The organism is Caballeronia sp. TF1N1 (assembly GCF_022878925.1).
Taxonomy (GTDB): domain Bacteria; phylum Pseudomonadota; class Gammaproteobacteria; order Burkholderiales; family Burkholderiaceae; genus Caballeronia.
Genome location: NZ_CP084627.1, coordinates 1,377,589 through 1,399,004 on the forward strand (window position 1 = coordinate 1,377,589; position 21,416 = coordinate 1,399,004).

General features: G+C 59.5%; 28 protein-coding genes and 1 riboswitch. Of the genes, 12 read left to right on the forward strand and 16 right to left on the reverse strand.

Translation table 11 applies throughout. The annotated features are described in order from the left end of the window. Positions 1 to 27: 27 nt before the first annotated feature. The 4 genes from LDZ28_RS20400 to LDZ28_RS20415 form a co-directional block, all read right to left on the reverse strand. Entirely contained in the window at positions 28 to 579 is a 552-nt protein-coding gene (locus tag LDZ28_RS20400; protein ID WP_244828902.1) for a penicillin-binding protein activator LpoB, read from the reverse strand. Positions 580 to 611: 32 nt separating this feature from the next. Further along, entirely contained in the window at positions 612 to 4,490 is a 3,879-nt protein-coding gene (locus LDZ28_RS20405) for a tetratricopeptide repeat protein (RefSeq protein WP_244828903.1), read from the reverse strand. After that, the gene (locus LDZ28_RS20410) at positions 4,480 to 7,143 is read right to left on the reverse strand and encodes a sugar ABC transporter (protein WP_244828904.1); all 2,664 of its coding nucleotides are present in this window, start codon (positions 7,141 to 7,143) and stop codon (positions 4,480 to 4,482) included. Before LDZ28_RS20410 ends, LDZ28_RS20405 begins: the two co-directional genes overlap by 11 nt. Before the next feature lie 467 nt (positions 7,144 to 7,610). Beyond that, positions 7,611 to 7,691: riboswitch (cyclic di-GMP riboswitch) on the forward strand. 51 nt (positions 7,692 to 7,742) lie between these two features. After that, positions 7,743 to 7,928 (reverse strand): hypothetical protein, encoded by a 186-nt coding sequence (locus LDZ28_RS20415; RefSeq protein WP_244829746.1) that lies wholly within the window; start codon positions 7,926 to 7,928, stop codon positions 7,743 to 7,745. Here LDZ28_RS20415 and LDZ28_RS20420 point away from each other — a divergent pair. Next, positions 7,918 to 8,550, forward strand: a complete 633-nt coding sequence (locus LDZ28_RS20420; RefSeq protein ID WP_370652170.1) for a spherulation-specific family 4 protein — start codon at positions 7,918 to 7,920, stop codon at positions 8,548 to 8,550. The two genes, LDZ28_RS20415 and LDZ28_RS20420, sit on opposite strands and share 11 nt — an antisense overlap. A gap of 43 nt (positions 8,551 to 8,593) precedes the next feature. On the opposite strand, the gene LDZ28_RS20425 is transcribed toward LDZ28_RS20420, so the two are convergent. The 10 genes from LDZ28_RS20425 to LDZ28_RS20470 form a co-directional block, all read right to left on the reverse strand. Next, positions 8,594 to 9,301 (reverse strand): SDR family oxidoreductase, encoded by a 708-nt coding sequence (locus LDZ28_RS20425; RefSeq protein ID WP_309848310.1) that lies wholly within the window; start codon positions 9,299 to 9,301, stop codon positions 8,594 to 8,596. A gap of 50 nt (positions 9,302 to 9,351) precedes the next feature. Further along, entirely contained in the window at positions 9,352 to 10,185 is an 834-nt protein-coding gene (locus LDZ28_RS20430) for a helix-turn-helix domain-containing protein (RefSeq protein ID WP_244828906.1), read from the reverse strand. A 9-nt stretch (positions 10,186 to 10,194) separates the two neighbouring features. Then, entirely contained in the window at positions 10,195 to 10,752 is a 558-nt protein-coding gene (locus LDZ28_RS20435) for a carboxymuconolactone decarboxylase family protein (protein ID WP_244828907.1), read from the reverse strand. 369 nt (positions 10,753 to 11,121) lie between these two features. After that, positions 11,122 to 11,505, reverse strand: a complete 384-nt coding sequence (locus LDZ28_RS20440) for a hypothetical protein (protein WP_244828908.1) — start codon at positions 11,503 to 11,505, stop codon at positions 11,122 to 11,124. Next, the gene (locus tag LDZ28_RS20445; RefSeq protein ID WP_244828909.1) at positions 11,502 to 11,870 is read right to left on the reverse strand and encodes a glycoside hydrolase family protein; all 369 of its coding nucleotides are present in this window, start codon (positions 11,868 to 11,870) and stop codon (positions 11,502 to 11,504) included. Before LDZ28_RS20445 ends, LDZ28_RS20440 begins: the two co-directional genes overlap by 4 nt. Continuing rightward, complete coding sequence (locus tag LDZ28_RS20450) at positions 11,809 to 12,657, reverse strand: phage portal protein (protein ID WP_244828910.1); 849 nt, start codon at positions 12,655 to 12,657, stop codon at positions 11,809 to 11,811. The genes LDZ28_RS20445 and LDZ28_RS20450 overlap by 62 nt, the downstream gene beginning before the upstream one ends. An 8-nt stretch (positions 12,658 to 12,665) precedes the next feature. After that, positions 12,666 to 12,860, reverse strand: a complete 195-nt coding sequence (locus tag LDZ28_RS20455; RefSeq protein ID WP_244828911.1) for a hypothetical protein — start codon at positions 12,858 to 12,860, stop codon at positions 12,666 to 12,668. Beyond that, positions 12,860 to 13,393, reverse strand: a complete 534-nt coding sequence (locus LDZ28_RS20460; protein ID WP_370652171.1) for a YmfL family putative regulatory protein — start codon at positions 13,391 to 13,393, stop codon at positions 12,860 to 12,862. Before LDZ28_RS20460 ends, LDZ28_RS20455 begins: the two co-directional genes overlap by 1 nt. A gap of 149 nt (positions 13,394 to 13,542) precedes the next feature. Beyond that, positions 13,543 to 13,716, reverse strand: a complete 174-nt coding sequence (locus LDZ28_RS20465) for a hypothetical protein (RefSeq protein ID WP_244828913.1) — start codon at positions 13,714 to 13,716, stop codon at positions 13,543 to 13,545. Continuing rightward, positions 13,713 to 13,916, reverse strand: a complete 204-nt coding sequence (locus LDZ28_RS20470; protein WP_244828914.1) for a helix-turn-helix transcriptional regulator — start codon at positions 13,914 to 13,916, stop codon at positions 13,713 to 13,715. The genes LDZ28_RS20465 and LDZ28_RS20470 overlap by 4 nt, the downstream gene beginning before the upstream one ends. 121 nt (positions 13,917 to 14,037) lie before the next feature. Between LDZ28_RS20470 and LDZ28_RS20475 the strand changes: the two genes are divergently transcribed. The 4 genes from LDZ28_RS20475 to LDZ28_RS20490 all read left to right on the forward strand — a co-directional run bounded on the left by LDZ28_RS20475 (position 14,038) and on the right by LDZ28_RS20490 (position 15,959). After that, positions 14,038 to 14,934 carry an XRE family transcriptional regulator gene (locus LDZ28_RS20475; protein WP_244828915.1) on the forward strand — a complete coding sequence of 299 codons (897 nt, stop codon included), beginning with the start codon at positions 14,038 to 14,040 and terminating at the stop codon, positions 14,932 to 14,934. A gap of 15 nt (positions 14,935 to 14,949) precedes the next feature. Next, the gene (locus tag LDZ28_RS20480; protein WP_244828916.1) at positions 14,950 to 15,369 is read left to right on the forward strand and encodes a DUF6232 family protein; all 420 of its coding nucleotides are present in this window, start codon (positions 14,950 to 14,952) and stop codon (positions 15,367 to 15,369) included. 70 nt (positions 15,370 to 15,439) lie between these two features. Continuing rightward, complete coding sequence (locus LDZ28_RS20485) at positions 15,440 to 15,712, forward strand: hypothetical protein (protein ID WP_244828917.1); 273 nt, start codon at positions 15,440 to 15,442, stop codon at positions 15,710 to 15,712. A gap of 31 nt (positions 15,713 to 15,743) precedes the next feature. Next, a complete protein-coding gene (locus LDZ28_RS20490; RefSeq protein WP_244828918.1) occupies positions 15,744 to 15,959 on the forward strand; it encodes a hypothetical protein in 216 nt (71 codons plus the stop codon). Positions 15,960 to 16,269: 310 nt separating this feature from the next. Here the strand turns inward: LDZ28_RS20490 and LDZ28_RS20495 are convergent, their stop codons facing one another. Continuing rightward, complete coding sequence (locus LDZ28_RS20495) at positions 16,270 to 16,458, reverse strand: hypothetical protein (protein ID WP_244828919.1); 189 nt, start codon at positions 16,456 to 16,458, stop codon at positions 16,270 to 16,272. 26 nt (positions 16,459 to 16,484) lie between these two features. Here LDZ28_RS20495 and LDZ28_RS20500 point away from each other — a divergent pair, with 26 nt between their 5' ends. The 4 genes from LDZ28_RS20500 to LDZ28_RS20515 all read left to right on the forward strand — a co-directional run bounded on the left by LDZ28_RS20500 (position 16,485) and on the right by LDZ28_RS20515 (position 19,207). After that, positions 16,485 to 16,883, forward strand: a complete 399-nt coding sequence (locus LDZ28_RS20500) for a type II toxin-antitoxin system death-on-curing family toxin (RefSeq protein ID WP_244828920.1) — start codon at positions 16,485 to 16,487, stop codon at positions 16,881 to 16,883. 521 nt (positions 16,884 to 17,404) lie between these two features. After that, the gene (locus tag LDZ28_RS20505) at positions 17,405 to 17,605 is read left to right on the forward strand and encodes a hypothetical protein (protein WP_244828921.1); all 201 of its coding nucleotides are present in this window, start codon (positions 17,405 to 17,407) and stop codon (positions 17,603 to 17,605) included. A 489-nt stretch (positions 17,606 to 18,094) separates the two neighbouring features. Continuing rightward, the gene (locus LDZ28_RS20510; RefSeq protein ID WP_244828922.1) at positions 18,095 to 18,580 is read left to right on the forward strand and encodes a hypothetical protein; all 486 of its coding nucleotides are present in this window, start codon (positions 18,095 to 18,097) and stop codon (positions 18,578 to 18,580) included. A gap of 63 nt (positions 18,581 to 18,643) precedes the next feature. Beyond that, entirely contained in the window at positions 18,644 to 19,207 is a 564-nt protein-coding gene (locus LDZ28_RS20515) for a hypothetical protein (protein ID WP_244828923.1), read from the forward strand. A gap of 25 nt (positions 19,208 to 19,232) precedes the next feature. Here LDZ28_RS20515 and LDZ28_RS20520 read toward each other — a convergent pair whose 3' ends face one another. Then, positions 19,233 to 19,871: a hypothetical protein gene (locus tag LDZ28_RS20520; RefSeq protein ID WP_244828924.1), complete on the reverse strand. Its 639-nt coding sequence runs from the start codon at positions 19,869 to 19,871 to the stop codon at positions 19,233 to 19,235. Here LDZ28_RS20520 and LDZ28_RS20525 point away from each other — a divergent pair. The 3 genes from LDZ28_RS20525 to LDZ28_RS20535 are packed head-to-tail and all read left to right on the forward strand — an operon-like array spanning position 19,870 to position 21,412. Beyond that, on the forward strand, positions 19,870 to 20,580 hold the full coding sequence (locus LDZ28_RS20525; protein ID WP_244828925.1) for a hypothetical protein: 711 nt from the start codon (positions 19,870 to 19,872) through the stop codon (positions 20,578 to 20,580). The genes LDZ28_RS20520 and LDZ28_RS20525 overlap by 2 nt on opposite strands. Then, positions 20,577 to 20,897: a hypothetical protein gene (locus LDZ28_RS20530; protein ID WP_244828926.1), complete on the forward strand. Its 321-nt coding sequence runs from the start codon at positions 20,577 to 20,579 to the stop codon at positions 20,895 to 20,897. Before LDZ28_RS20525 ends, LDZ28_RS20530 begins: the two co-directional genes overlap by 4 nt. Continuing rightward, positions 20,894 to 21,412, forward strand: coding sequence for a DUF1643 domain-containing protein (locus LDZ28_RS20535; protein ID WP_244828927.1), 519 nt, complete (start codon positions 20,894 to 20,896; stop codon positions 21,410 to 21,412). Before LDZ28_RS20530 ends, LDZ28_RS20535 begins: the two co-directional genes overlap by 4 nt. The last annotated feature ends 4 nt before the right edge of the window (positions 21,413 to 21,416 follow it).

Genomic DNA, 21,416 nt, shown 5'->3' on the forward strand with positions numbered 1-21,416 from the left:
GGCAGGCGGGCAAGCTTGATCGGCGACTTACTGGCGCGCTTGCAACGGCGACAGCACATTGCCGATCAAAGTGGTCGCCACACTCGACAATGCCGAGCGGCTCCAGCCCGTACGCGTTCCCGTTGCGCTCCAGACGACCGAGCCGTTCGCGACATCGATCAGTTCGAAGGTCACGCCCACTACCGGTTCGCCATCTACGCCGGTCTTGTAGCGCCATTCCTCGACCGCGCCCGTCAGCACATAGCGCGCGTTTTGCGAGCGTGCCCATTCGAGCGACTTGTCGCCATCGCCGCGTTGCGCGTTATCGAAGAGCGCGTTGCGGTTGGTATCGGCGGGAGCGATACATACATCACCGATACCGCCTGCGCGCAGCGTATTCGCCGCGATGGATTCGGCGCTCTTGCCCGCATCCGGCGTTTCCGTGTAGTTGGCGATGGACACGACAGCCACCTTGTCGCCATGCGTGAGCGTCGGGCCGGCCGTCTGACGCACCGTTCCGCATGCGCTCATTGCAAGCGCGAGCGCGGTTGCCGCCACACACCATGCGCCTGAACGCGCGAGTCGTTTGATACCGTGCATGTTGCTTCCCCTTCCGTGGATCCAGAATCGTTTCAATAAAACCAGCTATAGCGCGCACCGATTTGCGTGACCGGCGTACCGAGACGCGACACACGCTGATGCGAGAAGTAAAGCGCCGCATGATCGCCGCCGAACACAGTGCCCGCGAGGCCAAGACTGATGGACGGTCCCCAGCCCTGATTCGAGTCGTGCAGCACGCCTGCATCGAAGAATGGCCGCCATGCGCGCGTGTATTGATCGAGCAGATCGTTGCCGAAACCGAAGAACAGGCCGTATTGCGAGTAGCTTTGCGGAATGAAGCTCGCCGCACTCACCGGACCGGCGGTCACCGGAATGAGGCGCGAGATCAGGCCATCGGCGGCGCCACTTGCGCCGTATCCGCCATGCGCGCCCATCAGGCGCAGCGTGTAGTCCGGATAATTCGTGCGAATGCGATAACCGATCTCGCCCGTCGACAGCACGCCGCTACCGAGATAGTTACGCGCTTGGCTATAGAAGCGATCGGCTTCGACCGTGCCCGTGGCATAGAGGCTTTCCGTCGCGCGATACGTCACGGTGCCTGCGACGTTGTCCTTCACACCGCCCACTTGCAACACTTGCGACTCGCGTGCGGTCTGGTTGTAGCCCGCCTTCACGGCGAGCGACAACGCGGAATTTCGGCCCCATTCCGCACCCGCCGATACGCTGTAAAAACTGTCGAGCGCTTCGCGGCGGCCCACGGTGACCATGAACGCCGTGTCGTAAGTCTGGCGGCGCGCGAAGACTTCCAACGAGCGATCCACCGAAGGGACATCGGTGAGTTGCGATGAATCCGTCGAATGCTGGAAGCGTTGAACGCCCTTCACGCCGATCATGTATTTGTCCGCGATCTTGAGGCTGCCGCCAAGCGTCTGCTCGATGTAATCGAGCGGATGTTCGACATAACTCGTGACGCTTGCATCGAGCGATTGCGGCCACGTCAGTGAGGTCTGCACGAGGCGGCCATGCAGTTCATCGTCATAGGGCGCATCTTCGAGGCCTTGAAACGCGAGCTTTTGTGCATCGCCCGGACGATCCACCGCGATCGATGCATCGATACGGTCATAGATCGGCAGGCGCGCCTTCTGATCATCGAGAAGACGTTCCATCGCGGGCTTGTCGTTGTCGGCAAGCGCAATGGCGATCAACTGCTCCGAAGGCTGAACCAGCACGTCGGCGTATTGACGCGCGAGCCAGCGCTTCGCCAACGGATTCGCTTCGTGCGACATGGCCCAGGCAAGCGCGACATCGCGTGCAACGGACGACGTCAGTTGTGACTCTTTCGCAGATGCACTTGCGTTCGATGCCTTCAATTGCGCAGCAGGCAGACCGGCCGTATCGCCCAGCAAGGTGCGGCGTGCGGCGGTGTCGTCGTTGCGCCCGGCATCGGTTGCGAGCAGGTCGATCAGCAATGCCTTCGATACATCCGCGTTCTCGAATATCGATGCCAGCGTCACGCGCCGGCCTTGCAGTTGTTCACGCACTTCACTGCCTTGCGATTGGCGCGTCTGCACGATGTTCCTTCCCACCGCCGTGTTCGCGCGAACGGCCGCTTCCTCGTCCTGCATCTGGCGCCAGACATTGCGGCGAATGGACCATGCGAGCTCGCTGCGTCCGGCCATCTCTTGCGCCTCGGCATAGCTCAACTGCCACAGCGGATCACGCGATGCGGACGCCGCTTGCAGACGCAAGTACTTGAGCGCGGCTTCAGGCTTGTTCAAGCGCATATAGGCAGCAGCGAGCGGGCCCCACAACGCGGGCTCTTGCGCAGGCGTATCGCGCCATGGCTTGAGCGCGTCGTGCAATTGCGCATCCGTGCCGTAGTCGACGAGCGTCCAGAGCAATGCCGCGCGCAAGTCGAGCGCGGCACCCGGCAGCGTGACGGCATGTTGAAGATCGGCGAGCGCATCGAGCGGACGGTTCGTCTGTCGATAGTATTCGGCGCGAATGCGCAGGAACGACGGCGACTCCGACGCAACGGCGAGTTGCTCCGGGCTCAGGCTCTTGAGCAATGCATCGGCGCGATCGTATTGCTCGGCATCGGTGTAATAGTGGACTGCGCTTTCCAGTGAGCGCGGCGAACGATCGCGGCGATACTGCAACTCCGAGGTACGAGCGGCATCGACTGGATAAGCGTCGTAGAAGTACGTCATCGCGCTCAAGTCTTCGGGCGTGGCCTCGCCGCTTGCAAGCAGATGCTTGTACGCGTCGTTGGCGATGTCATCGCGTTGCAGAAGACGCGCGAGTTGCGCCGCGTTGCGCCAGAACAGAATGTCATCGTTCCTGGCGCCTTGGCGTGCAGCGAGCAAGGCATCGAGCGCACCCTTGTAGTCGCCATGACGATACAAAAGGCTCGCGGTGCGCAATGCGTATTGCGTGTTCGCCGGATTGCGCTTGTTCAACGCGCGATAAGCGGCGAGCGCTTCGTCGTCGTGGCCCGAGCGTTCCGCGAGTTGGCCAAGCCGCAAAACGATGGCCTCGTTCGATATCGTGCGCTGACGGGTGCGCAGGAACGCCAGTGCATCGTCCGGACGGCCGAGACGTTCGTATGCCGCGACGACCGAGTCGAGCAGCTTGAGATCGGCGGGTGCGGCATTCGATGCCTGGATCAACGCGGCGAGATACGCGTTGTCGTCGTTGAGCATCGGAGCCAGACGCATGACGTTTTTCCAGCCTTCCGGGTCGTGCGTGGCTTGCGCGTAAGCGAGCCACATCTTGAGCGCGAGCGGCGACGCGTGATTCCATTCGGATACTTGAGCGAGCCGCTTCGTCCACACCGTCGAGCCGGGATTCTTCTCGACCTGTTCGCTCGCGACGCGCTGTGCGTTCTGCAAGTCGTTCGATTCGAGGAACGATTGATACAGGAGACCCGGGACATCGTCCGTGGCGCTCGGAGCCGATGCAGGCGTAGCAACACGAACGACATGCACATCGTGACGGTGCGTATGCATCGGCTGCGAACCATCCATATACGCATATTCTTTCTGTGATGCGCGCTCGCGAAGATACGCGACCAGCCGTAGCGCGCCGTCTTCATCCGTTGGCTGCGCTTGCGCATAACCCGCGAGCGCCTTTGCATAACGATCCACGAGGTCCGGCCGATGCGCCGCGCGGGCCAGATTCAGCAGCACGACAAGCGTCGCGTGATCGTGCGCGAACGCCGCGCCATGTTCCTTCGCGGCGCCAAGCGCTTCATCGAGCAGATTGCCCGACTGCAGCGCGCGAATGCCGTTGATGAAGCAATCACGCTTCGCATCGAACGTGGGTGCCTTCGCTTGCAAACGGAACCAGCCTTCCGCCGCGCCGCGATAGTCGCCGCCATACATGGCAAAGCGCACCACTTCGCGATTCCAGCGCGTCTGTTGTGCCGGGTCCTGCACGGCAAGCCGCGCATAGAGCTGCCCCGCAAGCTGTTGCGCATTTGCGGATGCAGCCGCTTCGGCCAGGATTTGCAAGTCCGCATTCGACCACGACAGCGCCGCCGCGTTGGTCAGTTGCGTGCGCAGGCGAACCAGCGCGGCCTCGCGGCCCGGATCGTTCGCGGGCAATGCGAAGGTCTCGCGCGTATCCACGGTCAGGCGCAGCAACTGTGCGGCGCGATGAAGCTCGTCACCAGGCGCGGCGGCCATGCGGTCAGCAATGCGGCGCGCATCTTCATCGCGCCCGAGACGCACGTATTGCGTGCCGAGCACCGAGAGAATCTCCGTGTTGCCGGGCTGCACGCGCAGCCACGCTTCGAGATAAGCGATGCTGAGATCGCTCGGTGCATCGGTGGATGTCAAGCGGTTGCGCAATCCGCCACGCGGATGCATGAACCATAGCGTGATCAACACGACGCCCGCGAGCAACATCACGAGCCACGTTGGCGCAATACGAGGGCGATTAACGAGCACAGGCGACCTCGACCAGCTTGTAGTTCAAGATAGATCCGACATCGGCCGATGTGTCGAAGCGCAGGAGATCGCCATCGCGTCGGGCAGCAACGCTCTGACCGTTGACGCGGACCTTGCACTGCTGCGCGTTCGCTACCCTGACGAACGGCTGATAGTGGCCGGCAAATTCGAACTGCATGCCTTGCGGCGTGCGGCTAAAGTTGCGCACGAAACCATTTGCCTCTTCGATATACGGCGCGGTCGTTGTACCGCCCATGGCAAAACGCGCACTGCCGTTATCGATATGGATGTAAGTACCGTCAGGCCCCGGCGCGAAACCCGTGATGCCCGAAGCATCATCGACCGATGGCTTTGCCGCTTGCGGCCAGTGCAATTCGCGCACTTCGCCATTGCCGCGCACGAGCCATTGACCGGACTTCGAATCGATGTCTTTTGCCACCGCGAAGGTATGCCAGTCGAGCACCTTGCGGATGTACTCGCTCACATAGACCGGCATCACCGGCTGCTTGAGTGTCGTCGAAAAGATCTGATCCAACGCGCGCAGCGACGCCACCTTGGTGCCGCTATACATGTGGTAATAGATGTCGATCGGCTTGAAGCGCTGCGGACGCTCGGTCATCGCGAACGTTTCCAGCACGCGCGTGAAGCCATAGAACGGACCTTGCCAGTCGTTCGTATAGACGTTCTCGTCTTGATTCGGCGCATAGACCTGATACGCGCGGGGTCCCTTGTCCACACCGACAGGCGCGATATTGGTCCAGCTATTGGCCGACTTCGTGATGACGGTATCGCCGCCATTGAAGTTGTAGACGCCCGCCTCGGCCACCTTGCGCACGACGAAGCCAGGCGGACGGCAGTCGCCGGACCATTGCAGGAGCACGGTCTTCTTGCCGGCAGGTGCAAGACGCGAGTTGATATAGTCGATCGAGCCCGTGATCTCACGATCGATATTGAAGCGATATCCCGGGATATTCAACGAGAACGCCGCGTCGCCACCGCCGCGATCCATCTGTGCGCCCTTGCTGTCGACCTGTTCCCATTGAAACGGATGCGAGTACGTATGCGTGCCGATCTCGACGTGCGGCAGCGCGAACATCTTGCGCGCGATGGCTTCCAGACGGGGCGAGATATCCGGATGCAGACCGGCAGGACCGACTTCGCCTTCAATGACGGAGAGCGTCATCGGCACTTGATAGCGCGTGAAAATCTGCTGATACAACGCTTCGCCCGAGTAGTCGGGACCGGGGAATTCCGCGCGTGAGGCGAAGCCATCGCCATCCACGTGCGACATGAAAAGGCGTCGGCCGTTTTCCGTCGTCACGCTCGGCGCGGGCATGTCTTGCAGATGCAGCGCCGCCTTCATGAAAGCCATCGGTTGAATGGCCCAGCGTTCCTGTTCGATGCTGTCCAACGATACGACTGTGTAAGGACTCAGCGCGTACCCGCCCCACGGCGTGAGCGCGACTTGGTCCACCTCTGCTCCGCTTGCCGAGACGCGCAACAAAGCTTGACTGCGCGGACCCACGCGCACGCCTTGCAGATCGCGCGGTTCCGGTTTCGGGCTGATCTCGAAGCCGATCATCGGATCGCTCTTGACGACCGTGACGGGCGCCGCGAACGTTCCGCCGACCGGTTGCAGATCGAGCGCGGCGCCAGCGGAACCGGCTGCATCGAAACCGAACTGACCGAGAAACGCGACAGGAATGTGATCCGCCATGCGCGCGGCAACCCATCGTTGCCAGACTTGTGCATCGGGCACCGCGCCGCGCTGAATCCATGCGACCACGCCTGCGTAGCGGTCGGGTGTGATGTTATCCGGCAAGCGCGACGAAAAGTCGGCGTACTCGACGTCGTAGCCCATGTAATTGAGCGGCGTGGCGAGGTCACGCACACCCGCGCTTAAATCGAGCGGGTCCTTGGTATCGCGGTCCTGCACGACGAGAATCTTGCGCGGCAGCACTTCTATCTTGCCGATGCCGACCACATCGCGCGCCTTGCTCGTCACGTAAGGCAGCATGCCTGCGGACACGACGCGGCTCGCCGTTTCGCGCGCGCACTGCCGGTCGTTGCGATTGCAATACTCGATCGACACGACCGGCACGCCGCTCTGCTGCGTGAATTCGCGCGCCGCCGCCATGCGCCGTGCGCGCAACGCTTCAGGAACTTCCGTGAACTGACCACTTTCGTCTATACCGCGAATCAGCGAATCGCCGACAACCGCGTATAGCGCGCTTGCATAGGGCAACGCGCTTTGCGCAATGTTCTCGCCACCCGCGATAAGACGCGCGTCCGGATGCGCCGCATGAATTCGAAGGGCTGCGGCAAGAGCGATTGGCGTATCGAGGAAAAATCCGCGATAACCACGCTGCCACAGCGCTTCGATTTCAGCGGCATTTCCGCTTTGACTACGCGCGATCCATGTCGTATGCGCGAGCGGATGCATGGACGGATCGAAGCCCGCTACCGGGTCGATGACCACTGCGTCGAATGCCTGCAATTGATCGACAGGCGGATTCGCCGCGTAATAGAAAGCGATATTGGGTTGAGATGCAGCGGACTGTGAAGCGCGCGGCGCATTGGACTGCAGCGCCGCCGCTTGCGCATAAGCGATGAACGGATCAAGGCCCGCCGTGCTCAACAGAACGGCTGCCATTACGCGCATCACGAAACGTTCAGGCGCACGTTCCGCACGCGCGCAAGAGAACATACCGGCGCGTGCCCGGGTCCACTTCTCCATCGGCAAGATCTTTTCCCCGTTTGATTTTTATACGAGTGCAGCGCGCTTTTCTCAAGGACATCGCCTTGAGGAAATCGTCACCGCAAGCTCATTCGGCTAGCCGCAATCGCGCTACGCAAAGCCCGCGTTGCGCGGGTCGCGAAGCAATATTCTTTTGCTCAAATGCCAAGGGCGCGCACGATAGCACATGACCTTTAGCCGCTCAAGACCGCTTATGCATTGAACAAACCAGTGCACGTTGCTAGGCATTAACGACCATGTTCAATAGAACTTTAAGGCAAACGTTTGGCAACGCACTGAGAGATAACGAGTCGTCCAAGCGTCATCAAGCGATGCCAAAGATTTCTTTTTAATACGCTAAAGAAATCTTAAAGCCTGCCGTTAGGGGAGAGGGGCAAAACCGGAGTGATCCGGCGACGCAAAACTAAAGGGACTTTCTTAACGAGAGTTTGCCAGTTGCCCGCCGTCTGTGCGGCGGGCCAAAAGACAGCGGCTCGAATGACCGCGTCAGGAGGCTAAATGCTGAACGCAGCTTTGAAATGCTTGAACTGTCTGAAGTGGGCAATGCCTCTCGCCGCCTTGTTGGGCACCGCTAGCACAGCCTTCGCGGCCACAACGGTCAACACGGCCACCAGCGTCGTCATCCCCTCGTATTTCAATGCCACGAGCAGCGTCTCGAACTGGAACAGCTTGACCGCCACCGCGCGCAAGGTTCCGACTACGGCCATTCTGAATCCGAACAGCGGTCCCGGTATCAAGGAAGACGTCGCCTATGCCGCCGCCGTAACACGACTTCATGCGGCGGGCGGTAAGGTGATTGGCTATGTATCGACGTCGTATGCAAAGCGCTCTCTGTCGGCGGTCGTGGCGGACATCAACGCGTACGTGACGCTTTATAAGGTCGATGGCTTTTTCATCGACGAGATGACGGCCGATAGCCAGATGTCGCACGTCCAGTTCTATCAGTCCATCTACAACTACATCAAGGGATTGAAGTCGACATACTCGGTCATGGGTAACCCGGGAACGAACGTTCCCGAGCTTTATGCGAGCCTGCCGACCGCCGATCAGTTCGTGGTCTTCGAAAACACGGTCAAGAGTTACGCGCGCTATCAACCGATGAGCTGGCAAGCCGCATATCCGAAGAACCGCTTCGTGCATATGGTGTATGGCGCAACGGCCGCGCAGTTGCCGGGCGTCGTTCAGTATGCGAAGACACATGGCGCGGGCGGCGTGTATGTCACGTCGCTTGCCGGTTCGAATCCTTACAAGGCGCTGCCGCCGTATTGGGATCAGGAAACGGCGGACGCCATCGCGCCTTGAGATCACGGCCACACGATGCGACGCCGGACGCAGGGCATCGCATTCAAAGCGCCCGAACGATTCCCCCATCGACGCGGATGTTCTGTCCGGTGATATAGCCCGCGCCGTCCGACAATAGAAACGCCACGGTCTTCGCAATCTCTTCGGTCTTACCGAAGCGCCCTGCCGGAATGCGTGCGACGATCTCCGGCGTTTCCGGCCAGCTATCGATAAACCCCGGCAGCACGGAATTGATGCGAATGTTTTCCGCCGCGTGCCGCTCCGCATAGAGGCGCGTGAATGCGCTCAACGCCGCACGCAACGCCGATGAAACCGGCATCACCGGCTCCGGCGCCACCGCTGCGAAGCTCGAAATATTGACGACGGCGCCGCCGCCTTGTTTCTGAAACACCGGCGTTACGCGGCGCAGCACACGCACCACGTTGAGGATGATGAGGTCGAGGCCTTCGTGCCATTTGGCGTCGTCGAGTGCGAGGAGATCGCCTTTGGGCGGATGCCCCGTGTTGTTCACCACGGCATCGATGCGGCCGTATTTTTCGAGCGTACCTTGCACGAACTTTTCGATATCCGCGTCCTGCGCCACCGAACCCGTCATGCCGAAGCCGTTCAACTGCTCCGCGAGCGTAACGGCGCTGCCCGAAGGCGACATCAGCGCGACTTTGTAGCCGTTGGCCGCGAGTTCCTTCGCGATGGCCGCGCCCATGCCCTTGCCCGCCGCCGTGATCAGTGCAACCTTGTCCGTGGTCGTCATACGTTTCTCCTTCATAGAGTCGAATGAAGCACTCTATGCGCTGCAAGCGCCTATGTCGAGAACGTCGCCAAATGCCGCGCTTCCGTTGCATCGTCGGCGGGAAAGAGACACTCGATGCGCAACTCCTGCGCGGCGATGGTTCGCGGCGTGCCGACCGTCGTCACCATCGAGAAGTAGTCGAGCACCGTACCTTCGAAAACGAAGCCGAGCGGCACGACCGGCAACGCGGAAGCGCCGCGCGATACTTCCCGCGAGCGCCAGTCGCGCGGCACATCGGGATAAGCGAGCAAGGCATCGAAGAGATTACGCGTGCCTTCATCGACAAACTGCCCTACTGCTTCGCGATGCACGCGTTGCAAGAGACTGCGCGCGACGTTACCCCAGTCCGCGATGAACGGGCGCATGCCCAGCGGATCGAACACCAGATGCAGCATGTTGCGCGGCCCCGTGCGCGCGGACATATCGATGAAACGATTGAAGAAGCGCGGCGCGGCAGCGTTGGTCATCAGCACGTTCCAATGCCGGTCCATGACGATGGCGGGATAAGGCTCGTGCTGACGCAACACGCGTTCGAGCGCGCGCACGACGCCCTGCATCTCTTCGGCGTTCCACGGCGCATCGGAATAGAGCGGCGCATAGCCTGCTGCAAGCAACAGCGCATTGCGCTCGCGCAGCGGCACGTCGAGCGTCTCGGCAAGATCGAGTACGGTCTGCCGGCCCGGCACGCTGCGGCCGCTTTCGATGAAGCTAATCTGCCGCTGCGATACGCCCGCGTCCAGCGACAAGCCGAGCTGACTCACGCCGCGCACATTGCGCCAGTAACGCAGCAGGTCGCCGATAGCGTTCGACGTTCGACTTTTCTCGGCGTGAGCGGCTGTCGTCATGTGCTTTCCTCAACGTGTCGGCGCTTGCCACGCATACTCGGCGAACTGCGCTTCGAGCGGCGGTTGCGTGACGCTACCGGTGTAGTTCGTGATGGTCGATGCCGCCACGACCGCGATTACATCGAGTATCTGCGCGGCGCCGAAGCCGGCATCGATGAAACGCTTCTCGTCGGCGCAATCGATCCGGCCGCGCCTGTCGATGAGCGTGCGCGCCAGCGCCGAGAGCGCGGCGAGGTTTCCATCGGCGGGCAAGCGTGCTTCGCGGATGGCATCGACATCGGCGCGGCTCACGCCCTGTTGCAACGCGAGCGCCGTATGAAACGCGGCGGCCCATTCGCTGCGGTTCGTCACCGCGTTGGTGAGCAGCAGCGTCTGAATCTGCGGCTCGCTGAGCCTGCTCGCGTGCACGCGCTCGAATAAGCCGATGAAGCCATTGATCAGCGTGGGCGATGCAGCCATCGCGCCCGCGATGTTCGGCACGAGGCCGAAGGTTCGTTGCAGGCGTTCGAGCACAGGCTTCGATTGCTCGGGGGCGGTTTGAATCGTATGAACGGTATGGTTCGACATGAGAGGCTCCTTGTTCTCGAACGCTGCGGCCAACATGGCTGCATCGCGATGATGAGAGAGTAGGAGCGCGCGTGAGGCTCGCCAATTACATGGCATGTAATTAGGCGTTTTCGCGCTTTTCTCTTTCCTGTCATCCACTTAGGTTCGTTTTCCGCACGAAATCGCAAGCCCTGAAATGCACAACACGGCACTACTAGAATCAAAGACATACAGCGGCATTCTAGACGGCGTTACTTTCGGTCGCCTAACTTCCAGCCGCAGTGCGCGATGCCCATTTTGAGGTTCGCCGTTACCTGGTCAAGGAACGGTCGAGACATCGCGCGCACGTCGGCATCAGTCGGCGTCTCGGGCTTGAAATACAGACACGAGTTATCGACGACCCGGGTCGGTCCCGGCACTTCCTTGACCAGTTCCGGGGTTGTCTGTACCGGAGCCGTGAAGCAGCCCGAGAAGCTCGTCGCGAGCAGCGTCATCATCGAGACGCGCCTGAGTGTTTTCAACATCGGTTCTCTCCTGCGCGGCCACGGCCGCAGTCTTTGCCGCATCGGCGTCAGCTTGGACGTCCGCCGTTTTGCGAGCGTTGAGGTTGTCTTCCGCGACCTTCTGCTTCGTCTGGGCTGCCTCGACATCGGTCTGCGCCTTCTGCTTGGCGTCAGCCACCTTCGCCTTGGCGCTGAGATGCGTGAAGATTGCCCATGCACCCAGGAGGCCAGTCAGGATCCACGGGCCGATACTGCTTAGAAGCTGAATCATTTGCCGTCCCTCATCATGTTGGCGAGACGCAGCGCGCGGCCTGGCTTCGCGGCCGTACCGATGCCGACGTCTTCGCGCGCCCACTTCGAATCGAGCATCTCGGCCGCGGCCGTCGAATATTTCGCTGCGCGCGCCGCCGCGAGCATCTTCGTGAAGCCGAGCAGACGTCCAATGCCCATGTTGAAACACATGTTCGCGATGACCCGCTGCCGAACATCGTCGAGCGCACGCCACCACGACAGGTTGCGATCGAGATCGACGTACACGTCGTCGAGGTCGTCCTCGAGCAGCTGATCGACCTGACTATCTGACAGCGGATAGGTCCATCCGGCCGGCAGCGGCTTCGCTAGCAGGTTGTGCCCCACGCCGGTTGTCGGAATCCCTTTCGAGTCGAGGTAGCGGGTGTATTTCACCCCCTCGTCGCGCCGCAGCTTTGCCAAGCTGATCCAGCGGAATCATGTTCGACTGGACCGTGAAGACATCGCCGCCCTGGAAGGGCGGCAAGTTTTCTTTCTTCCGGACGTCATTACGGTTTTGCCAACCGTTTTGAAGCGCCGATGTGTAGTACTGCGCGCGGGCAGCGCTGTCGGCACGCAGCAAGCCTTCGACGTTGAACTCCGCGTAAAACTTGTCGCGCTCAAGAGCCGTCAGCAGGGCGCCGCCGATCTCCTGCTCGATGTTTTCGAGCCAGAAGCGCAGCGTGTACGTCAGAAACTCTGCGATATGCGCGAGCATTGCCACTTGGCTAGACGGCGATGGGTTCAGCAAACGCTTGTAGCATTCGAGAATAGCCAGTTCGCCAACCAGCTTTGACGCCGATGCGACGCTATAAACCGGCTGTTCTTTTGCACGCTTCTCGCACTCGATGAAGTACCGGCGCGCCTCTTTGCCTTTCTCCGTGCGCTCGACCATCGACAGTTCTTTGGCCATGTCGAGCGTCACCGCGTATTCGATCGTCGGCCGACCTTTTCCCCCGTTTTGGTGAAAAGTCACGTAGTCGATGTTCGCTATGAAACCGAATTGCTCAATGCGATTGGTGATCCACGAAGAGAAATCTTTTCCGACTTCAAGAAAGGCGTGCAGCTCGCGTGCGTTCGCAGTCTGAATAGGCTGATCACCGATGGGGCGCGAATGGATGGCGATGAGATTCATGGATGACCTCACAGGTCGTTGTCGTGACCGCACGGCAAAGAGCCGTCGGCGTTTTGCTTCGCACCGCACGCGATGCAGATCTTCTTCGGCTGCTGCGCGCGCTCGCGCTCTTGCCATTCGGCGGTGAGCGGACCATCGAACATGCGGCCGGTCGTGATGAAGTCGGGGAACGCAGTAGGGATGAAGTCAGGACTCGCGCTCATCACGAAGCCTTCTTCACGAGCGACGCGGCAGCCGATTGCGGCTCGCGACGGTAGATGCGTTTCGTCAGCATGTTGATTTCCTCGACGGCGCGGTGAATCAAACCGCCGATGCGTTCAAGGTCTGCCATCTCTTGATCGTCGACTTCGCCATCAGCGGTGGCTTCGCGGAAGCGCTTGGCGAGCTGGCCGTAATGCACGGTCAGACTCATGAACTTGTCGACGATCTCTTCGTTGTCGGGCTCTTCGCAAGCGTCCGGAAGCTTGACCATGACGGCGTTGCGCTGAGCAAGCCAGGCTTCGAGGATTCGCTCGTCGTCCGTCAGGTCGGTCATGCGGACAGCGTCGGCCAAGTTCAGCACGTTGCGGTTCTCAGGCGTTCGGTTCGTGTTGACCTTGTTGCGCAAGAGAGCGCCAGACATGCCGAGGCGCGGCGCGAGCGCTTCGCATCCGCCTGGATATTCATGTGCTACTGCGTATGCTGCGTCGGCTGTGTTCACGGCAACTCCAAACGAATGTTTCTTCTGAGGGTTCACCCGTATAAAGTGGCGTCATAAGAAAAAACGACACGTTTGACGGGGTAAAACAAAAATGACAACAAGCGCGAGTGACCAAAGCGCCGTTAGTACTGCGAATCACAGACCGGTGAGCCATCCACTCAAACCGGCAGCAGACTCGGCGCCGCTTACTTCGTTACTTTTGCTGGTCCTGCTGAGTCCGTTTGCAGTTTGCGGGCTTGCAGGACCGCTTCTTTACGCGCCTCGTCGAGTTGGTTACCTCGAATCCCCGCCGCGATAAGACCGAATAGCATCGTTCGAATCTCTTTCTGGACAGCCGCGCTGATTGGCGTCTCGGTCATGCAGCCGCCCGCTGAGACACCACCTGCTCGTACAGCCGGACAATCGCCTGCAGCGTTGTGCCCTTGCAGTCAGGCTGACCATTGAGGATGCGGTTGACGGTCGGCTGCGAGGTGCCCAATTTCTCGGCGAGCGCGATCTCACCAAGCCCCAAAGCGGACTTGATCTCTTTCAGCATTTGGCGGGCAGTTGGCGTGTTCATAAAAATCATTCTATACGCAGATGGATAGACGGTCAATACATCAATGGATACTTGTTTGTCTAGTTCTTATACGCCCGCGTATATTCACGGGATGAACATCTCAGACCGTCTCGATTTGCTGATGAAACTTCGCAACATCGGCAGCCAAAGCGCGCTCGCGCGCAGCTCAGGAGTTCCTCAGCCGACTATCAACCGTATCCTGAAAGGCACGACCGCCAGTCCGGACGTTCCGACGCTTCAGAAGCTCGCGACTGCGCTCGAGAGCAATGTGAACTGGCTCGCCGAGGGCCTCGGTCCAGGGCCTGATAGCCCCGATCACCGGCCAAAAGACCCCGTTATTCACGGGATTGGGGACGGCGGCCTCGCCGCTAGAATTAAGTCTTTGCTGGAGGACTTAGGCGGGAACGAGACCCGCCTAGCAGCGGGCGCGAAGACAGATCTCGCGACGGTGCTCGACCTTCTCAGCGGCAAGATTCAGCGTCTGGACGTCGATTTGGCGGTTGCGATGCAGGAGGCCTTCGGTGTCAACTCAGTCTGGTTGATGCTCGGGAAGGGTCCGCGGAAGACAGCTATCCGGCACAACGACCCGTATGAACCAATCCCTGTCACAGGCTGGCGGGGTGTACCGGTAGTGGGAATGGCCCAGTTAGGAGACAACGGTTTTTGGGCTGACGTGGAGTACCCCGTCGGCCAAGGCGATGGCTTCGTAGATGTGCCGACGAAGGACAAGGACGCGTACGCCATTCGTTGCAGCGGGGATTCCATGCGCCCGCGGATTAAGGATCGTGAGTTCGTTGTGATCGAGCCGAACCATCCGATCGAGCCAGGCGACGAAGTGCTCGTGAAGTCGAAGGACGGCCGGGTGATGGTAAAGGAGTTCCTGTACAAGCGATCTGGGCGCGTGCATTTGATCTCAACGAACGAGCAGCACGGCACCATCTCGTTTGCGGATGAAGAAATCGAGAAGATGCACTACGTAGGATGGATCGCCAAGCCTTCTGCATGGCGCCCTGATTAAAACAACAAGGAAAATATGAACACCACGAGAGAGCCGGCATGGCAGGAAGAAACGACGGCAGCGTCATCGAGGACTGAGCGGGTATTCATGGACGAGGGGCCTATTCGCGTGACGAGCGCGCGGTTCCTGGTTCCGGGGAACACCTTCGCAATGAGCGGCGTCACTTCGGTGAGACATATCGAGAAAGATCCGGCGCTCGTCTTTGGCTACCTTCTGATCATCGGCGGTGTCTTCTTGTGTCTAAGCCCAAGCTTGATCGCGATGGGCGTCATTTTCGTCTTGGGCGGTGCCATCTATCTGTGGAAAGGAAAAGGGAGATACGACGTCCGACTGCAAACCGCGTCTGGCGAAATCAAAGCTTTGACCTCCCGCGACAAGGATTTCGTCCGGCGCGTGGTATATGCCTTGAACGAAGCAATTGTCTACAGAGGCTGAACGCATGCGCAGATACGTTTTCGCCTTAGTGCTTAGCGCCTCGATCGTAGGCTGCGCATCGAGCGGCGACATGCGCGAGCGCGCGCCTGTATTTTCTGGAAAGACCTCCCGGCCGGCAGTCGAATATGCCGGCTGCGTGCAACAGGGTTGGATCGACGCCGGTTACCTTGGCGTCAATTTCGTCCCTACGCCCGGCGGCGTTACGTTGAGCACCACTGGTGTCTCGGGAACATATCTCCTGCTCGACGTTGTGGCGGATAGCGATACGCGGCGAGTGACGTTCTACAGCCGCGCCGTCTTCGGCGAGCAGAAGTACATCGATGTGGCGCGGAAGTGTTTGTGACGCCCATGTCTTTCCACAAGATGGCGGACCTATGAATGAAAAAGATGTCGCCTGGACGAAAATTCAGATGTTCAAAGCCATCCGGGCCTACCAAACCGGGTTAGCAGAGATCTCCGCTCGGGCAGACGATTTCTCTGGGCAGCTGAAAGGGGCTGCGCTTACTCAAGAGGTGCGCACGTTTCTCGACCAAATCGCCGGCCTAGTTGTCAGTACCACAGTCGACGTAGCTGAGCTGCTCGACAAATAAGGCCCGGTGAAGCTACGCATCGCCGGGCCGCCTTCGGCGAGCAGAGGTACGTTGATGTGGTGAGGAAGTGTTTGTGATGGCGATGAACACCACACCCACGCAACGAAATAGGGGCGATGTTCAGTTTTGTTCAGGCTTCGTGTGTTCAGGGGTGTTCAGGCTTGAAATCTGCTTAACAATGACCACATATGTTAGGCCAAGAGTCCAACGGTAGACTGTTAAGGTGTTCAGTTTCAATAGACGTGTACGATGACACGCTTTAAAAGTGTTTCAGTTGTGCACTGCCATACAGTTTCGCCGTAGAATGCCGTCAATAGGAAAGTTCAACACCCGAAGGAGAGCCCAAATGATTCGCCAAGGAAAGACCGGGACCATCCACGGTATCGAAGTCAAAGCTCGGTCCCATCAACAACAACCTACCGTCGACATCAATATTCGCACGACCGAAGGGCGCCGAAAGGTTGTTGCAGCGGCGAAACTTGTGCTCGAACAACATCATGATGTTATCCGAGCGCTAGCGTTCCGATGATTCTCGACTGTGACCTGGTTATCGTCATTCATGACGTGGTGTTGAGCGAGGAACCGGGTGTACAAGGTATCAATAGAAGCGCGCTCGAGGGCGCGCTTTCTCGTATTGAAGCAAAACGATATTACGAGCAGCTAGAGGATGTCTTCGAGATAGCTGGCATGTACGCTGAAGCTATCGCTAGAGGGCATGCATTCACCGACGCAAACAAGCGTACGGCATTGATGGCTGCCCTTGTCTATCTCGCTTTGAATTTCTTCTTAGTGCAACGTACACCGGCCCTAGAAGAGATAATGGTTGATGTGGCCAAGGGGATTCTTGGTTACGCAGACCTTGCCAACATTTTCTCCACTTTGGCAGAGCCTCTTGAGCGTGACCCACCATCAGACCCTGCCTAGGGAAATTTCGGTCTGCGCGCATCAACCCGCTTCGGCGGGTTTTTTGTTGGCCGCACGTTTGCCTTCGTTGATGCGTCTCCTATACTCGAATCGGCCATAGCTCAACTTCAGTCGTCCACGCGACTTGAGGCCAATCCCGCACCAATCTCCCCGGTGCGGGATTTTTTTTGCCTACACGCAGCACCTTCCCCGCATGTTACAAATTTATCCATCGATCTATTCATTTGCGTATTGACTATGTCTATTCATCGACGTATAGTAACTCCCGTGCACTCACCCACGGATCTCGGGAGACGAACATGGGAAAGCTCGCAGCAATAAGCGTAGGTCTCTTCGTTGGCATCCTCGCGACGGCGGGTGGTCTTTGGCTCTTGACCATCTAACCGGGGATAGACGATGGACCGCGTTATCAACGACACCGACCTCAAGACCGTGAATGTCTTCACGGCAGCGTTTGGCGTTATCTGCCTCGTAGGCGCTACTGCCACGGTTATCTGCGCCCACCTGCAAGGGCTTCTGTGATGAAGACGCCCGCCCGCAATACCGACCTGCGCCACCTCGATACGAGCAGCGCACTCACGATCGAAGAGCGCCGCGCGATCCTGCGTAAGCGTCAGCGCGAAGCACTCGGATTGACCGAGCCGCGTGTGCAGATTGGCAAGTTCCACGTTCCGGCGAAGGTTGCGCGTCAGTTCGCGTACATCGACGTCAGCCCTCGCTAACCGCATCCCGATAAAGCTCACCGATCATGACACCTTGGCTCGTAGCACTCCTCATCATCTGGCTTGTAACTGGATACGGCGCTTATCTGATCGTCCGAAACACCGACGAACGGCGCGATACCCGCGAGGTTCACTGAATTTCAACCCACCGCGTGCCGGCGCGTAATCCGGCTTGTTGAAGGGTGGCGAATGCGCAGGCTGATGCGCGGCGAGTGGAGTCAACCGGGCGGGCAGACATCCTAGGTCGGGATGCATCCGACTGCTATGAAAACATGCGCGCCGCTCTGTGCTGGAAATCAGTACCAGCCGCCACCCTTGAACAGGACGCTGAGCACCTACGCGGAAGCCGCAGGCGTAGGCCGTAGCTGGGGACGGGCACCTCAGCCACCCGCCGGAGATGGTGAATATTCCCGGCGCCGGACGAAGGGTAACCGGCACATATAAACCGGCCGCACGTCCGCCACGTGCATTACACGAGGAGCACCAGAAATGAAGAAGCAAATCGCATTGGCAGTCGTCGCAGCAGCATTCGCATCGTTGTTCAATGTCGCTCACGCAACGGGTATCGAAGGCGGGATCGTCGTCGGCGCCGGAGCATCGGCATTCGGCGGCAGCGTGTCGGGCTCGGCTGCCAGCATCAGCAACGGCAATGCAGTGACGGCCGCGCAGGTCGGCGCCACGGGCGCTTCGTATCAGAACGCGTTCAACAACACGGGCGGCACGGCAACGATTGGCGGTGGCGTGAATAGCGTCGGCGCGACGGTCGTCACCAACACGACGCAGTTTTCGAACTCAGGTGTGACGGGTTCGGCGGTCGGCAATGCCCCGACGAACGTCGGCAACAGCATCGCAAATGGCGGCGCGGCATACGGCAATACGACGACGGCAGCACAGGGCAGCGCGCAGTTCGCAACCGGCGCTATCGGTGCGGTCGGTGCAATTGGCGGTATCGCAGGTATCTCGTTCATCCACTAAGCGCAGCGCTTCCCATAACCGGTAGCGGGGTCGAGCGACCGACCCCGCGCCCAGGAGCCTCACATGAAAACGACTTTCATCGCCCTCATAGCGCTCTTCGCGGTTGCACCCGCGATGGCTCAAGTGTCGGGCAACGCAGAGAACACGTCAACCACGTCTTCCGTGGCAGGCGCGACGAATCAAGGCAACGCTCAACAGATCACCTTCAACAGCCCCAACAAGGTCGAGTACAGCGGCAGCTACACGGCGCGCACGACCGGCAATGCGGTCCTCCCTGGCTTCGCAGGCTCGTTCTCTGGTGACTATTGCGGCGGAACGGCTGGCCTTGCCGCTGGCGGACCGGGTTTCGCGGTAAGCGTTGGCGCGCCAAAGATCGACGAGGCGTGCGTGATGCTCCGCACCTTCGAACGCGTGCAGCAAGCCGCGGTATCTGATCCCGAAAACGCAAAAGAACTCCGATCGGCAGCGTTGGACATCCTCGCTTCCATCGACCCGAAAGTCCGTTCGATCTTCTTGAAGCACAAGCTGCTCAAGGGCGAGACGGAAACGACGACGACGAACGCTGATGGCAAGCAAGTCTATGCGGTAGCGCAGCCCGAGTCGACGCGCGTTTCATCCGGTAACTGACGGAGTTATTGCTTTGACACAAAATCTAAAGCTTCATTGCAACGACGTGTTCGATTTTCTTGCTCCATCGAGCATGGCCTTTTTCTATTTCGACGCACTCGTTCACCAGCTCGTTGAAGCTTTGTATCAAAGCATCACGCGCATCAACGATGGCTCTCTCTACCTCGTCCGAAACGAAAAACGTAGAGATGCTTTCGTCCTTGGCTTTTCTCATAGCACGGCGCAACGACTCGGTGGCATGCCTGCCCTCTACCATGGCTTTCACCGCACCAGGGGTGGGAAGAGTGTGAATTTCAACTTGCAAGGTAAGGTCAGCCAACTCCTCGAAACGGGTTTCCACGAACCTAACGCTTTCGAACTTGGGGCCTGCAAAGGCACGCGCGATTTTGTCCACAGCATCACTCGCCGCAAGCATCGTCAATCTAACGATTTCTGCAGTCGCGCGGAGGGAAGCCGCAGCGGCGTTACGCGATTCTCGCCTTGCTTCAAACTTCTGATAAGCCGGCACGGCGATGGCGATGCCTATACCTACGATCGCTCCAATCGCTTGCATCCAAGACGCCCAGTCCGAACTTTGCGTCGGCGGCCAATGAATGAACGCGACTATCAACATTCCTGCAAGGAAACCCAACGCGAGCAAGCAAATACTTTTGAGCTTTTCCATGCGTGAACTCCCGATTTTATTTTCCGGGCCGATGGTACGAGCCATTCTCGAAGGACGCAAGACGCAGACGCGGCGCGTCGTGAAGAACCAGCCACCCGAAGACGTTTCGCCGATCGTCGTCGATCGCTATCACCCTACCGTGATTCTGCGCAACGGCGAGGAAGCGCCCGGCGAAGAGATTTTCGGCGCGTACAGCGATGACGGCGATTGGGGTTCGAAGTGCCCGTACGGCGCGCCCGGTGATCGCCTGTGGGTGCGCGAGACGCATGACGTCAATCGCCTCGGTGTCGAGACCTTTCCGGATGGCTGCGAGCGCTTCTATGCGGGTATCGCCTACAAAGCAGACGACGGGCGGCACGAGGCAGACATTACCGAGCGGCTTTATCGAACTCTCGACGAAACGGAAAGCCGCGGTTGGACGGCTTCCATCCACATGCCGCGCTGGGCGTCGCGCATCACGCTCGAAATCACCGGCGTGCGCGTCGAGCGCTTGAACGACATCAGCGAGGCCGATGCGGCGAACGAAGGACTGTACCGTCTGCCCGCTTTAGGCAGATACGTCGTTCAGAAAGGCGAGCAGTACTTCGGCGGTGCGGATCGCGATGCGCGCGTCGTCTTCGCTGATCTTTGGGACCGAATCAATGGTGGCGGCGCATGGGATGCGAATCCATGGGTCTGGGTCGTCGAATTTAAAAGGATTGAAGCATGAGCACGAAGCACACTCGCGGCCCGTGGATGGTGCTGCCGGATGAAGATGACAAGCCGTACGTGAGGATCCGCGGCTCACTCGCCGGAACACGTTTCAAAATCGCCAACGTTCTGAAGCCGATCTATAAAGATCCGCCCGAATGGGAAGCGGAAGAAACGCTCGCAAACGTCCGCCTGATCGAAACCGCTCCCGATCTACTCGCAGTCGCGCGCGAAGCTCTCCACGTCATCCGCGTCATCAAGCCGCCTCGGAACGGCAACGGAACCATCGTCCGACTTGAAGAGGCGATTTTCAAGGCAACCGGAGAGAAAGCGTGAGCGCAGTATTCAGCTCCTGCGGCGCATATCGTTTCAGGCTTGAGCGCGACGTTCAAATGGACGGCCTGACGTTCGCCTACTTCGGGGTGAATCCATCGACAGCGGATGCGCGGCTGGATGACGCGACGGTGCGTAAATGGATTGGATTCACGAAGGTCAACGGTGGCCGCCGCTTCATTGTCGGGAATGTCTCGGCTGTTCGCGCTACGGATGTGCGCGAACTCAGTCGGCTACTTCTATCGCCGGAGCAGTATCGCGAGAACCTTCAGCATCTGCTGCAGATCATCGCCGATGCGGACGTGCTAATCCCATGCTGGGGGTGCCGTTCTAAGGTGCCGCGCCACATGCACAACGATTTCGACACCGTGCTCGCGATGCTTCTCACGAGCGGAAAGCCGGTACGGCACTTTGGTTTGACCAAAGGCGGCGATCCGAAGCACCCGCTAATGCTCGGCTATAACACGCCGATGGTCGATTGGAAGCCCACCGGGCGCGTATCGCACCCGCGCCCATAAAGGA

Excerpts from the sequence above, each read along its gene's own strand:
- LDZ28_RS20400 (WP_244828902.1), bottom strand. The coding sequence starts at position 579 with ATGCACGGTATCAAACGACTCGCGCGTTCAGGCGCATGGTGTGTGGCG.
- LDZ28_RS20410 (WP_244828904.1), bottom strand. The coding sequence starts at position 7,143 with ATGGCAGCCGTTCTGTTGAGCACGGCGGGCCTTGATCCGTTCATCGCT.
- LDZ28_RS20425 (WP_309848310.1), bottom strand. The coding sequence starts at position 9,301 with ATGACGACCACGGACAAGGTTGCACTGATCACGGCGGCGGGCAAGGGC.
- LDZ28_RS20430 (WP_244828906.1), bottom strand. The coding sequence starts at position 10,185 with ATGACGACAGCCGCTCACGCCGAGAAAAGTCGAACGTCGAACGCTATC.
- LDZ28_RS20435 (WP_244828907.1), bottom strand. The coding sequence starts at position 10,752 with ATGTCGAACCATACCGTTCATACGATTCAAACCGCCCCCGAGCAATCG.
- LDZ28_RS20440 (WP_244828908.1), bottom strand. The coding sequence starts at position 11,505 with ATGATTCAGCTTCTAAGCAGTATCGGCCCGTGGATCCTGACTGGCCTC.
- LDZ28_RS20450 (WP_244828910.1), bottom strand. The coding sequence starts at position 12,657 with ATGAATCTCATCGCCATCCATTCGCGCCCCATCGGTGATCAGCCTATT.
- LDZ28_RS20455 (WP_244828911.1), bottom strand. The coding sequence starts at position 12,860 with ATGAGCGCGAGTCCTGACTTCATCCCTACTGCGTTCCCCGACTTCATC.
- LDZ28_RS20465 (WP_244828913.1), bottom strand. The coding sequence starts at position 13,716 with ATGACCGAGACGCCAATCAGCGCGGCTGTCCAGAAAGAGATTCGAACG.
- LDZ28_RS20470 (WP_244828914.1), bottom strand. The coding sequence starts at position 13,916 with ATGAACACGCCAACTGCCCGCCAAATGCTGAAAGAGATCAAGTCCGCT.
- LDZ28_RS20475 (WP_244828915.1), top strand. The coding sequence starts at position 14,038 with ATGAAACTTCGCAACATCGGCAGCCAAAGCGCGCTCGCGCGCAGCTCA.
- LDZ28_RS20480 (WP_244828916.1), top strand. The coding sequence starts at position 14,950 with ATGAACACCACGAGAGAGCCGGCATGGCAGGAAGAAACGACGGCAGCG.
- LDZ28_RS20485 (WP_244828917.1), top strand. The coding sequence starts at position 15,440 with ATGCGCGAGCGCGCGCCTGTATTTTCTGGAAAGACCTCCCGGCCGGCA.
- LDZ28_RS20490 (WP_244828918.1), top strand. The coding sequence starts at position 15,744 with ATGAATGAAAAAGATGTCGCCTGGACGAAAATTCAGATGTTCAAAGCC.
- LDZ28_RS20495 (WP_244828919.1), bottom strand. The coding sequence starts at position 16,458 with ATGATGTTGTTCGAGCACAAGTTTCGCCGCTGCAACAACCTTTCGGCG.
- LDZ28_RS20500 (WP_244828920.1), top strand. The coding sequence starts at position 16,485 with ATGATTCTCGACTGTGACCTGGTTATCGTCATTCATGACGTGGTGTTG.
- LDZ28_RS20505 (WP_244828921.1), top strand. The coding sequence starts at position 17,405 with ATGAAGACGCCCGCCCGCAATACCGACCTGCGCCACCTCGATACGAGC.
- LDZ28_RS20510 (WP_244828922.1), top strand. The coding sequence starts at position 18,095 with ATGAAGAAGCAAATCGCATTGGCAGTCGTCGCAGCAGCATTCGCATCG.
- LDZ28_RS20515 (WP_244828923.1), top strand. The coding sequence starts at position 18,644 with ATGAAAACGACTTTCATCGCCCTCATAGCGCTCTTCGCGGTTGCACCC.
- LDZ28_RS20525 (WP_244828925.1), top strand. The coding sequence starts at position 19,870 with ATGCGTGAACTCCCGATTTTATTTTCCGGGCCGATGGTACGAGCCATT.
- LDZ28_RS20520 (WP_244828924.1), bottom strand. The coding sequence starts at position 19,871 with ATGGAAAAGCTCAAAAGTATTTGCTTGCTCGCGTTGGGTTTCCTTGCA.
- LDZ28_RS20530 (WP_244828926.1), top strand. The coding sequence starts at position 20,577 with ATGAGCACGAAGCACACTCGCGGCCCGTGGATGGTGCTGCCGGATGAA.